At 69.3% G+C, this 11,459-nt stretch carries 11 protein-coding genes; 6 read left to right on the top strand and 5 right to left on the bottom strand.

Annotated features, from left to right (window positions below; genetic code table 11):
- Window positions 1-46: 46 nt before the first annotated feature.
- The 3 genes from ACZ3HL_RS41200 to ACZ3HL_RS41190 form a co-directional block, all read right to left on the bottom strand.
- On the bottom strand, window positions 47-304 hold the full coding sequence (locus ACZ3HL_RS41200) for a GNAT family N-acetyltransferase (protein WP_465537195.1): 258 nt from the start codon (window positions 302-304) through the stop codon (window positions 47-49).
- Window positions 305-436: 132 nt separating this feature from the next.
- The gene (locus ACZ3HL_RS41195; RefSeq protein WP_465537194.1) at window positions 437-1,885 is read right to left on the bottom strand and encodes an amidase; all 1,449 of its coding nucleotides are present in this window, start codon (window positions 1,883-1,885) and stop codon (window positions 437-439) included.
- A gap of 180 nt (window positions 1,886-2,065) precedes the next feature.
- On the bottom strand, window positions 2,066-2,557 hold the full coding sequence (locus ACZ3HL_RS41190) for an AAA family ATPase (protein ID WP_465537192.1): 492 nt from the start codon (window positions 2,555-2,557) through the stop codon (window positions 2,066-2,068).
- 52 nt (window positions 2,558-2,609) lie between these two features.
- Here ACZ3HL_RS41190 and ACZ3HL_RS41185 point away from each other — a divergent pair, with 52 nt between their 5' ends.
- Entirely contained in the window at window positions 2,610-3,104 is a 495-nt protein-coding gene (locus ACZ3HL_RS41185; protein ID WP_465537191.1) for an HIT family protein, read from the top strand.
- 47 nt (window positions 3,105-3,151) lie between these two features.
- Here the strand turns inward: ACZ3HL_RS41185 and ACZ3HL_RS41180 are convergent, their stop codons facing one another.
- On the bottom strand, window positions 3,152-3,976 hold the full coding sequence (locus ACZ3HL_RS41180; protein ID WP_465537189.1) for an NAD-dependent epimerase/dehydratase family protein: 825 nt from the start codon (window positions 3,974-3,976) through the stop codon (window positions 3,152-3,154).
- 37 nt (window positions 3,977-4,013) lie between these two features.
- A complete protein-coding gene (locus ACZ3HL_RS41175) occupies window positions 4,014-4,826 on the bottom strand; it encodes an IclR family transcriptional regulator (RefSeq protein WP_125684987.1) in 813 nt (270 codons plus the stop codon).
- A gap of 154 nt (window positions 4,827-4,980) precedes the next feature.
- Between ACZ3HL_RS41175 and ACZ3HL_RS41170 the strand changes: the two genes are divergently transcribed.
- From ACZ3HL_RS41170 to ACZ3HL_RS41150, 5 genes are read left to right on the top strand one after another with little or no spacing between them, the layout of a single operon-like run.
- Complete coding sequence (locus tag ACZ3HL_RS41170) at window positions 4,981-6,492, top strand: sodium:solute symporter family protein (RefSeq protein WP_465421183.1); 1,512 nt, start codon at window positions 4,981-4,983, stop codon at window positions 6,490-6,492.
- Between the two features lie 46 nt (window positions 6,493-6,538).
- Window positions 6,539-7,483: a 5-dehydro-4-deoxyglucarate dehydratase gene (locus tag ACZ3HL_RS41165; protein WP_465421181.1), complete on the top strand. Its 945-nt coding sequence runs from the start codon at window positions 6,539-6,541 to the stop codon at window positions 7,481-7,483.
- Window positions 7,484-7,485: 2 nt separating this feature from the next.
- Complete coding sequence (locus tag ACZ3HL_RS41160; protein ID WP_465421179.1) at window positions 7,486-8,742, top strand: glucarate dehydratase family protein; 1,257 nt, start codon at window positions 7,486-7,488, stop codon at window positions 8,740-8,742.
- A 4-nt stretch (window positions 8,743-8,746) separates the two neighbouring features.
- Window positions 8,747-9,892 (top strand): hypothetical protein, encoded by a 1,146-nt coding sequence (locus ACZ3HL_RS41155; protein ID WP_465537187.1) that lies wholly within the window; start codon window positions 8,747-8,749, stop codon window positions 9,890-9,892.
- A gap of 13 nt (window positions 9,893-9,905) precedes the next feature.
- Entirely contained in the window at window positions 9,906-11,366 is a 1,461-nt protein-coding gene (locus ACZ3HL_RS41150; RefSeq protein WP_465537186.1) for an aldehyde dehydrogenase (NADP(+)), read from the top strand.
- Window positions 11,367-11,459 lie beyond the last annotated feature (93 nt).

The following is an 11,459-nucleotide window of genomic DNA, read 5'->3' as shown; positions in this document are numbered from 1 at the left end:
GCAGCCACCACATCCAAGCCTGCCAAACCAGCCTGAACACAACCCATTAGGCCTCCTTGAGGGACCCAGAGTCCCTCAAGGAGGCCTTCACGGACCGGAGCGGGGTGGCGGGTACTTCGTTGGCGGTCTGCGTGCAGAGCACCACCGGCTCGTCGGCGAACCAGTCGAGTGCCGCCGCGCAGGCCTCGGTGGCGTATCCGCGTCCCCACGCCCGCGGCAGGAGCAGGTATCCGAGTTCGGTCTCCCCGGCATCCGGACGGAGATGCCCCGGGCGCTCCGCGTCACGCTGATCGAGCGTGATCATGCCGATCAGCGACCCGTCGAGCTCGATGAACGCCGAGCGGTCACGGGCTTCGGACCCGCGGAGGACGAGCCGCTCGGTCTTGATCGGGGCAGGTGCCAGACGACGTGACCGAGTTGGGTCATGGCCGGCAACCTATCGCACGCCGTCGCCCGGCGACTCGAAGCCGCCGATCTCCCGTTCGAGCAGTTCGGCCAGTCGCAACGGGGTGCGGTCTTCGAACATCGGACCGACGAGCTGCACCCCGACCGGCAGGCCCTCGGGAGACCGGCCCGCCGGTATGGCGGTGGCAGGCAGTCCCGGCATGGTGGCCAGGCCCGCCCAGACGAGCTGATCGAAGTACGGGTACTCGACGCCGTCGATGTCGATGCGCCGTTCCATCGGATTGGGGTGGTGGTCGTGCGGGAACGCCGGGGTGGGCGTGATCGGGCACACCACGGCGTCGAACTCGGCGAACAGCCGCCGCCAGCCGTGGCGGTGGACCTCCCGGCGCTTGTCCGCCTCCAGCCAGTCGCGGTGACTGAACAGCATGGCGTCCAGCCGAACGGCGTCAAGGCTCTTGTCGCCCGCCTCGGCCCGCAGCTGCTGGAGCGATTCGATGGGAAAACGCGCTACAGAGCCCGAAATCAGCAACTCCATGTAGAGCTTCGCGGCCTCGGCCAGATCGGGCAGCAGCGGACTGCGCCACGCGACGCGGGCGCCGACGCCGACGAGCGCGTCGGCCACCCGGTGCACGCCCGCCCGGACGGCGGCCCCGGTCGGGATGAGCGGATGGTCGTCGATGACCAGGACCCGGAAATCGCGGAGCCGCTCGTGACGGGCGGGCGGCAGCGCCGCGCGATGGGCCACGCCGTACGTCAGCGGGTCCGGTCCGGCCATGACGTCGAGCAGGAGCGCGAGGTCGCGCGCGGTGCGAGCCATCGGACCGACGACGGCGAGGTCGAGGTCGGCCGGGAAAGCAGGCTCGGACGGCGGGACCATGCCGCGAGTGGCCGCGAGTCCGAGCGTCGGCTTGTGCGCGTAGACGCCGCAGAAATGCGCGGGCGTGCGCAGCGAGCCGGCGAGGTCGGAGCCGATGGACAGCGCGCCGAACCCGGACGCCAGGGCCGCCGCCGACCCGCCGGAGGAGCCGCCCGGCGTGCGACCGTGATCCCACGGGTTGACGGTGGTGCCGTAGATGTCGTTGAAGCTCTGGATGTCCTGCAGTCCCAACGGCACATTGGTCTTGCCGAGCACCACCGCGCCCGCGGCCTTGAGCCGCGACACCTGAACCGCGTCTTCGGCGGGCACATGGTCCCGGTGCGGCGGCATGCCCCACGTCGTGGGCAGCCCGGCCATGTCGTATGACTCTTTGACCGTCACCGGGACGCCGAGCAGCGGCCGGTCCTCACCACGCGCGCGTGCCCGGTCGGCACCGTGCGCGGCGGCCCGCGCGCGGTCGAAGTCCGGCACGCAGATCGCGTTGATCACCTTGTCGTCGCGCTCGATCCGGGCGATCGCCTCGTCCGTCAGTTCCGCCGATGTGACCGCACCGGCGCGCAGCGCGGCGATGATTTCTTCGGCCGTCCGAAAGCTCCATTCCATGAATTCGACGCTATCGGCGTGCTTTCGGGGGCACGAAATTCCGGGTCATGCAACAGAACGGGGCCTATGCGGACTCGTTCTGTCGTTTCAGGTTGATCGTCGCAGGTCACGGCGCTGATGGCGAGTCAGCATGGCTTGCGCAGGCCATGAATTGCCGTCTTGTGCAACGGGATGGATGTCTCAGTTCGCGTCGAGTGCTTCCAGAAGTCGTGCATATGACTCGTCCTCACCGGCGCCGGTCGTGTCGAGCTGGATCGCGTGCGGACGCTTGGCCAGATACTCGTCGAGGTGACCGCGGATCCTGTCGACCAGGTCGGAAGCGGGATCTTCCAGAACGGCCTGGAGCTGTGCCTCGACAGCGTTGATCGGACGCTTGGCTCCGACCGCACGGGCTGCCGCTTCGAAAGCCGGATCCGGATCGCGGTCGTGAACGGTCACCAGTTGCGGGAGAACCACGTCGTATCCACGACGCAGGTGCCGCGTGGCCAACTCCCGCCCGTGGCCGCGGGCCATCTCCAAGGCCGCGAAGAAGTTTTCCTGCCACCCGCCGATCAAGCCCGCGAGTACGTCCAGATCGAGTGCGAGCGTTCCGGGATGCTCGTGGGCGTAGCGGCGGGCGAGAGTCGACTTTCCCACGCGTGAAGGACCGTTGAGATGGATCAGGCGCGCCATGACGCGACCCTACGTCGACACGCCAGGGGCAGAGAACGTACACGTGGTTGGCATGACCGATCGTGTTCCGTGGCAAGCCGCCGCCTATCTCGACCTCACCCGCCGGGCCTGTTTCGTTTGCGAACTTCTCGCCGGCAACGCCGAATACCCTCATCACGTCGCGTACCGGGATGCCGACGCCGTGGTCTTCGCCAGCCGTTTCCCCGCCGTGTTCGGGCACTTCCTCGTGGCCCCGGTCGAGCATCGCGAGCACGTGGTCGGCGACTTCACCGTCGACGAATACCTGGCCATCCAGCGGATCGTGCACCGTGCGGGCAGTGCTTTGAGTGCCCTGCTGTCGATCGAACGGCTCTACGTGCTGTCCTTGGGCAGTCAGCAAGCCAACCGACATGTTCACTGGCACCTCGCGCCTCTGCCGCCCGGCGTCCCTTACGACCAGCAGCAGACCGCGATATTCGACCCTGCGCGCGGCTACCTGGACATCCCTGGAGAAGACCTGGCAGACCTCGCGCGCCGCCTCGGCGAACGTATGACCGGCCAACCGTGAGCGGGTGCGGGGAAAGGGCTTCCCACACACCCGTCACCCAGCGGACCTCAGAGCGGGTTGTGCGCCCCCAGCGGCGCGGTGCAGAACGGCCCGCCGACGTACTCCGCCGCGACCCCGGTCGGCGCGGGCATGTCCGCGAGCTGGTCGGCGTAGGTCTCCGCGTTGTCGAGCGACTTGTAGCCCAGGGCCTCGGCTTCGGCGAGCGAGTAGACCCGGCGCGTGTTGTCCGAGACGCCCCAGATCAGCCGGTAGCCGGGGGAGGGGTAGCTCAGGCACGCCTCGAACAGGCGCGCGCCGTCGTCGGGGGAGAGCCAGGTCGTCAGGCCGCGTGGGCCGAGGACGAGCGGGCTTTCGAAGCAGGAGCCGATCCGGATGACGATCACGTCCATGCCGAACCGCGAGTGGTACAGGCTGCCGAGCGCTTCGATGGCCGCCTTGCTGACGCCGTAGTAGGTGTCGGGCCGGGGCGTGGAGTCGGCGGGGAGGCCGTCCTCGCCCGCCTCGTCGTTGCGGCGGAAGCCGACGGAATGGTTGCTGGAAGCCAGGATCACGCGCGGCACACCGGCGGCCCGCGCGGCTTCGAGGACGGTGTGCGTGCCGTTGATGTTGACGTCGAGGGTGGCTTCCCACGAGTTCTCGCGGCTGTGCCCGCCGAGGTGGATCAGCGCGTCGACGCCGGCGCAGGCATCCGCCATCGCCTCCGGGTCGGTCACCGACGCGGTGATCAGCTCGACGTCCTCGCCGCCCGCGGCTTCGGGTTGCGCGGCCAGGTCCAGCAGCCGCAGCACCCGGCCGGAACGGCGCAGCCGCGACCGCATCAGGGTGCCGACGATACCCGCCGAGCCGGTGATCAGGACGCGCTGGTCTGCCATGGGAACCCCTTGTCAGTGAAGGAAAGTACGAAACAGGTCAGCGGATGCCGGCGCGGCGCAGTTGCTGGCCGAGTTCCGCGGTGATTTCGGCGAGGAGCTCGCCGACGCGCCGGGCGTCGGCGTCGGTGACCTCGGTGACCGGCATGGAGCAGCTGATCGCGTCGGTGCCGGGGATGCGATACGGGATCACGGCCGCGACGCATCGCACGCCGAGGCTGCCTTCCTCGATTTCCGCCGCATAGCCGCGTTCGCGGGTCTTCGCGCATTCCGCGTGCAGCGCCTCGACGGTGGTGATGGTGTTCGGGGTGAGCGCCGACAGCTCTCCGGTCAGGAGCCCGTCGATCTCGTCGTGCGTCAGTTCGGCCAGCAACGCCTTCCCCAGCGCGGTCGCGTGGGTGGGCAGCGTGCGGCCGACGCGGGACACGAGATGCGTCGAGTGCCGTGACTCGCGCGTCTCCAGGTAGACGACGTCGGTGCCTTCGCGGCGCGCGAAATGCGCGGTGTAGCCGGTCTTCTCCCGGATCCGCTCCAGTGCCTCGGTCGCGTACGGGACGACCGGGTCGCGGTCCAGATAGGCCGTGCCGCAGATCAGCGCGCGGACGCCGAGGCGGTAGCGGGCGGTGTTGGTGTCCACTTCCAGCCAGCCGGCTTCGAGCAGCGTACGAAGCAGGCCGTGCAGGCTCGACCTGGGGAACCCGGTGCGTGCGTGGAGATCCGAAAGCGAGAGCCACACGTCGTTCGCGGCGAAGGTCTCGATGAGATCGATCGCCCGCCGGGCCGATTTGACCCCGGCGGGTTCGGCGGCTGGCGCGCCGTTCGCCACGGTGACAGCGGCTTCCTGCTGTGGCATCCGCGCTCCTCCATCCGGCCGTTGACTTGTGACTCCGGCCATATTAGCGTCCCGAACAGCGTTCTTATGGATGAACATAATCACTATAACAGACTCCGTTCATGGATGTGAACAGGTCGGGCTGGGCCTTCGTGAACGCGGAAAGGAGTCAGCGGTGCACGTACTCGACTGGGCGATGGTCTGCGCGTATTTCGCGTTGATGGTCGTGATCGGCTGGTGGTCGCACAAGCGGATCCACGATGTGAAGGACTTCTTCACCGCCGGGGGCCGGATGCCCTGGTGGCTGACCGGGATCTCGCATCACATGTCCGGCTACAGCGCGGTGCTGTTCGTCGCCTACGCGGGCGTGGCTTACACGAGCGGGATCACCGTCTACTTCTGGGGCATGGCCAGCATCGGCATCGGCGTCGGTATCGGCAGCTGGCTGTTCGCCGCACGGTGGAACAGGCTCCGGTCGAAGCTGGGGGTGGCCTCCCCGCTCGAGTACCTCGCGCGGCGGTTCAACGTCCCGACGCAGCAGGCGCTCGCGTGGAGCGGCAGCCTGCTGAAGATCTTCGACATCGCGGCGAAGTGGTTCGCGATCGCCACGATCCTCAACGTCTTCGCCGGGGTGGACTACACCTGGGGCATCATCATCACCGGCTCGGTCACGCTGGTCTACTGCACCGTCGGCGGTCTCTGGGCCGACGCGCTCACCGACTTCGGCCAGTTCGTGATCCAGGCCATCGCGGCCATCGCCATGCTCTGGGTGGTGCTGGGCAAACTCGGCGGCGTCTCCGGTCTGTGGACGATGTGGGGCGACCTCCCGCCGAGCCACCTCAACCCGACCACGTCGAAGTTCACCACCGTGGTGTTGCTCGTCTACGTGCTGGTGAAGACCCTGGAGTACAACGGCGGTATGTGGAACCTGGCGCAGCGCTACATGGCCGCGCCGGACACGCACGCGGCACGCCGGGGCGCGCGGCTCTCCTCGATCCTGTACCTGGTGTGGCCGCTGTTCATGATGTTCCCGATGTTCGCGGCTCCGCTGCTGATCCCGAACATCGAGAACCCGGACAACGCCTACGCGATCATGACGACGACGTTCCTGCCGCCGGGCCTGATCGGGCTGGTGCTGGCCGGCATCTTCTCCCACACGATGGCGATGGTGTCGTCCGACGCGAACGCGATCTCCGCGGTCATCACCCGCGACATGCTGCCGGTGCTGATCAAGAAGACCCGGCGGTGGACCGAAGCGCAGGGCCTGCTGGCCGCCCGCATCACGACCGCGATCTTCATCGTGCTGACCATGGCCGTCGCCACGCAGGCCCCCAAACTCGGTGGTGTGCTCGGGATCGTGGTGCTCTGGGTCGCCGCCTTGATGGGCCCGATCTCGGTACCGCTGCTGCTCGGCATGCTCCCGTGGTTCCGCCGTTCCGGCTCCCGCGCGGCACTGATCTCGTGGGCAGGCGGTCTCATCGCCTACGCGATCGCCTACTACGGCTACAACGCCACCCTCGCGGTCACCGTGTCCACCCCGATCCTGGTCTCGCTGGGGTTGTTCATCGGGCTCGGCTTCCTCATGCCCGAGCGCACGGCCGCCACCGACGAGATCATCGACACGATCGACCGTGACGACGACGTCACACCCAGCAAATCGCAGGACGGCACCACCGTGCCGGTCTGACCGGGGCCCTACCCGGGACCATCCACAGAGAACGAAAGAGAAATCCATGGCACAGCCCAAGATCGAACTCGACGGCCTACTGGCGTTCCCCTTGACCCCCTTCACCGAGGGCCTGGAACTCAACCTCGACGCGTTCGCGGAAACCGTCGAGAGCCACGTGGCCGCCGGAGCCGGCGCGCTGTTCGTCGCCTGCGGTACGGGCGAATTCAGCTCGCTGTCCCCGGACGAGCACGCAGCGATCCTGCGTAAGGCTCGTGAGGTCGTCGCCGGGCGGGTGCCCGTGTGGGTCGGCGCGGGCGGAGGCGCGGCGTCGGCCCGCGCCGGGATCGCGGCGGCGGAGGCGGGCGGCGCGGACGGCGTCCTCCTCCTGCCGCCGTACCTGGTCACCGGACCGCCGTCCGGCCTGGTCGAGCACGTCCGGTACGCCGTCGGGGACTCCTCGATCCCGGTGATCGTCTACCACCGATCCACCGGCGTGTTCACCCCGGACTCGGCCGTGGACCTGCTCGGCATCCCGTCGGTGGTCGGCATCAAGGACGGCTTCGGCGACGTCGAGCTGATGAGCCGGATCATCACCACGATCCGCTCCGCCGGCACCGACCGGGCCAAGGATTTCCTGTTCTTCAACGGTCTTCCGACGGCGGAGGTCTCCGCGCGCGCCTACGCCGCGGTCGGCGTGGCGCGGTACTCCTCGGCCGTGCACTGCTTCGCCCCCGAGATCGCGGCCCGCTTCCACCGCGCGCTCGCGGAGAACGACGACGCCGTCATGGAGGCGCTGCTCGCCGGGTTCTACCTGCCGCTGGTGGCGCTGCGGGACGAAGGACGGGGCTTCGCCGTGTCGCTGGTCAAGGCCGCCGCGCGCCTGCGGGGTGACAAGGTCGGCTCGGTCCGGCCGCCGCTGGTCGAGCCCACCGCGGACCAGATCGCCCGCCTGGAGAAGATCATCGACGACGGGTTCGCCGTCCTCAAGTCCGTCGAGGCCGGTGCCTGAAGATGAAGGTTCTCGACGTCGTCCTGACCCCGGTCGCCTTCGCCGACCCTCCGCTGCTCAACGCGATGGGCGTGCACGAGCCCTTCGCGCTGCGCGGTGTCGTCCAGCTGATCTGCGAAGACGGCGTGGTCGGCCTCGGCGAGTCCTACGGTGACCTCGCGTTCCTCGAACAGGTCAGGAAGGTGCTCCCGGAACTCAAGGGGCACGACGTGTTCGACCTGCCAGGCCTCCGCCGGAAGGTCGCGACCACGCTGGGCGAGGTCGTCTTCGCCGACGCGCACGGGCTCACCGGCGGCTTCTCCGTCAGCAAGACCGTCGCCAGCGTGTACTCGCTGTTCGAGGTGGCCGCGCTCGACGCGCAGGGCCACTACCTCGGCAGGCCGGTGGTGGACCTGCTCGGCGGCAAGGCGCGCGACGCCGTCGACTTCTCCGCCTACCTGTTCTACAAGTTCGGCGCCCACATCGGTGCCGAGGAGGATTCGTGGGGCGAGGTGACCACGCCGGACGCGCTCGTCGGCGAGGCACGCCGCATGGTGGAGGAGTACGGCTTCGGCTCCATCAAGCTGAAGGGCGGCGCCTTCGACCCCGGCCAGGAGATGGACGGGATCCGCGCGCTCGCGGACGCGTTCCCCGACCACCCGCTCCGCATCGACCCGAACGCGGCGTGGACGGTCGAGACCGGGATCCGGGTCGCCGAAGAACTCGACGGCGTCCTGGAGTACCTCGAAGACCCCACGCCGGGCATCGAGGGCATGGCGCGGGTCGCGGAGAAGGCGAACATGCCGCTGGCCACGAACATGTGCGTCGTGCGCTTCGCGGACATCGAGCCGGCGTTCCGGCAGCGGGCGGTCGGCGTAATACTTTCGGACCATCATTATTGGGGAGGTCTGCGGGACACCCAGGCCCTCTCGACCACGGCGGAATGCTTCGACGTGGGGCTTTCCATGCACTCGAACAGTCATCTCGGGATCAGTCTGGCCGCTATGGTGCACGTGGCCGCGGCGACGCCGCACCTGACCTACGCCTGCGACACCCACTGGCCGTGGAAGACGGCCGACGTCATCGCCCCGGGTGCGCTGGAGTTCGCCGACGGTGCGGTCGCGGTGCCCGACAAGCCCGGGCTCGGGGTCGAACTCGACCCCGACGCGCTGGCGCGGGCCCATGAAGACTATGTCCGGAGTGGACAGACCAAACGGGATGACGTGACCTATATGCGGAAGTTCGTCGGAAGCTTCGAACCGAACACGGCACGGTGGTGACGAGGTGAAGGTCACCGGATACGCCTACCCCTGGGACGTCGTCGACGATCCCGGCTTCGTCGAGCGCGTGCGGGAACTCGGCGTCGACGAGGTCGCCGTCGCCGTGTCGTACCACAGCGCCAGGGCGGCGACGCCCTGGTCGCCCGAGCGCACCTCGGTCGTCGCGCGCCACGCGGCGCTGTACCGGCCGGTGCGCGAGGAGGCGTGGGGTGAGCTGAAGCCCGCCGAGCCGGACTGGGTCGAAAGCCGTGACAGCGCGGGCGACGCCGTCCGGATGCTGAACGACGCGGGGATCCCGGCCGCGGCGTGGCTCGTGCTGACCCACAATTCGCAGCTGGGCACGGAGTTCCCGGATCTCACCGTGCGCAACTGCTTCGGCGAGCGGTACCCGTGGGCGCTGTGCCCCGGCCAGCCCGCGGTCCGCGAGTACGCGGCGAACGTGACGGCGGAGAGTCTCGCCGGGCTCGACTTCGCCACGGTCGTCCTCGAAGCCTGCGGTCCGCTCGGCGCCGTGCACCAGCACCAGCACGAGAAGACCGACGGCGTCTGGTCGCCCGCGGTGGCCCGGCTGCTCTCGATCTGCTGCTGCGACGAGTGTCTCGACGCTTGGGCCGCGGCGGGGCAGGACCCCGCGAAGGCGCTGGGCAAGCTGCGGGCCGAGGTCCGGCGGTTGATCGACAGCGGGGACCTCCGGGCGACCGAGGACAAGATCCTGCCCACCCTGCGGCAGGTCCTGCTCGACACGCGGCAGCGGGCGACCGACGCCCTCCGGCGCGAGGTGCTCGCGAAGATCCCGTCCGGGCCCCGGATCGTGCTGCACGGCGCGATGGACCCGTGGGTCACCGGCGCGTTGCCGGGGCTGACGCCGTCGGCGCCGGACGACGTCGACGCGGTGGTGCTGCAGAACTGGGCACCCGGCCGTCCCAGCGTGGGCGCCGTCGCGGCGGCACGGGCGAAACTGCCGGAGAAGGTCGCCGTCGGCAGTTACATCACCGCGGTGGCGGCCAGCCCGGTGCCCGACATCGAGGCCTACACCATCGAACTCGGCAAAGCAGGCGCCGCCGAGCTGCACCTGTACCACCTCGGCCTCGCCGGCCCGGGGCGCTGGGCGGATCTCATCGCCGCCGTCAGCGCCGCGCAAGAACTCTAGGAGACGCAAGAAAATGAGCCAGGCAACGGATCCCGCCACGCTCGACCAGATCCTCGCGGCCGCCGCCGATGCGGCAGGCACGACGGCGGCCGCGACCCCAGCCCAGCGCGCCGGATGGCTGAACGCGGCGGCGGACGCCCTCGACGCGGCCGCCGACGAGCTGATCGCGCTGGCCAACCGGGAGACGCATCTCCCGGCCTCGCCGCGACTGCAGGGCGAGCTGAAGCGCACGACGTTCCAGCTGCGCCTGTTCGGCGAGGTGCTGGCCGACGGAGCGTTCCTCGGCGCCACGGTCGACCACGCGGACGCCGCGTGGCCGATGGGACCGCGGCCGGACATCCGTCGGCTGCTGACCCCGATCGGGCCGGTGCTCGTGTTCGCCGCCAGCAACTTCCCGTTCGCGTTCAGTGTCGCGGGCGGGGACACCGCGTCGGCGCTGGCCTCGGGCTGCCCGGTCGTGCTCAAGGCGCACTCGGGGCATCCGGAGCTGTCCGCCCGCACTGGCGAGGTCCTGCGTGAAGCGCTGGTCGGGGCCGGTGCGCCGGAAGGGATCTTCGCGGTCATCTATGGCCAGCAGAACGGTGTCACGGCGCTGAAGGACCCGCGGATCCAGGCGGCGTCGTTCACCGGTTCCGTGCCGGGTGGGCGCGCGCTGTTCGACATCGCGACCTCGCGGCCGTCGCCGATCCCGTTCTACGGCGAACTCGGCAGCGTCAACCCGGTCGTCGTCACGCAGGCCGCGATCGACGCGCGCGGTGAAGCGATCGCCAAGGGCTACGCGGGCTCGTTCACCCTCGGTGCCGGGCAGTTCTGCACCAAGCCGGGGCTGCTGTTCCTGCCCGAGGGCCACGGCCTCGAAGACACGCTGCGCGAGGCCGTCGCGGCGATCCCGGCGCAGCCGATGCTCAACGAGCGGATCGCGGCCGGATTCGCCGACGGGCTGGCGAAGCTGAGCGAGGTCGCCGGTGTCGAGGTGCTGTCGGAATCCGGTGGTACGGAAGGGATCTCGCACGGCGCGACCCTGCTCGCCACCACCGCCAAAGCCTTCCTTGCCGACGCCGGCACCGTCCGCGAGGAATGCTTCGGCCCCGCTTCGCTGATCGTCACCTACGCCGATCAGGACGAGCTGATCAGCCTGCTCGGCGTGATGGAACCGGGGCTCACCGCGACCATCCAGGGTGAAGAGTCCGATGTGGACTGGATCCGCCCGGTGCTCCCGTCGCTGACCCGCGTCGCCGGCCGTCTGCTGTGGAACGACTGGCCGACCGGCGTCACGGTCACCTGGGCACAGGAACACGGTGGTCCCTACCCGGCGACCACCGCGCCGACCAGTACCTCGGTCGGCACCGCCGCGATCGAGCGGTTCCTGCGACCGATCGCCTGGCAGGGCTTCCCCGACGCGCTGCTGCCGGAACCGTTGCAGGAGAACAACCCGTGGGACCTGCCCCGCAGGACCGACGGGAAACGCCAGTAAACCTCGTGAGTGGTAAGGACGGTTAGAACCGTCCTTACCACTCACGAGGCCCCAGCACCCGCCGCCGCCCTTGATCCCGTCTCGACCCCTTTG

The organism is Amycolatopsis sp. NPDC000009 (genome assembly GCF_055563465.1).
The sequence above is the reverse complement of the archived record's forward strand: the minus strand, read 5'-3'. Positions and strand labels throughout refer to the sequence as shown.

Coding starts and splice junctions, on each gene's coding strand:
- ACZ3HL_RS41150 (WP_465537186.1), top strand. CDS start 9,906: ATGAGCCAGGCAACGGATCCCGCCACGCTCGACCAGATCCTCGCGGCC.
- ACZ3HL_RS41200 (WP_465537195.1), bottom strand. CDS start 304: ATGATCACGCTCGATCAGCGTGACGCGGAGCGCCCGGGGCATCTCCGT.
- ACZ3HL_RS41180 (WP_465537189.1), bottom strand. CDS start 3,976: ATGGCAGACCAGCGCGTCCTGATCACCGGCTCGGCGGGTATCGTCGGC.
- ACZ3HL_RS41190 (WP_465537192.1), bottom strand. CDS start 2,557: ATGGCGCGCCTGATCCATCTCAACGGTCCTTCACGCGTGGGAAAGTCG.
- ACZ3HL_RS41165 (WP_465421181.1), top strand. CDS start 6,539: ATGGCACAGCCCAAGATCGAACTCGACGGCCTACTGGCGTTCCCCTTG.
- ACZ3HL_RS41160 (WP_465421179.1), top strand. CDS start 7,486: ATGAAGGTTCTCGACGTCGTCCTGACCCCGGTCGCCTTCGCCGACCCT.
- ACZ3HL_RS41175 (WP_125684987.1), bottom strand. CDS start 4,826: ATGCCACAGCAGGAAGCCGCTGTCACCGTGGCGAACGGCGCGCCAGCC.
- ACZ3HL_RS41195 (WP_465537194.1), bottom strand. CDS start 1,885: ATGGAATGGAGCTTTCGGACGGCCGAAGAAATCATCGCCGCGCTGCGC.
- ACZ3HL_RS41185 (WP_465537191.1), top strand. CDS start 2,610: ATGACCGATCGTGTTCCGTGGCAAGCCGCCGCCTATCTCGACCTCACC.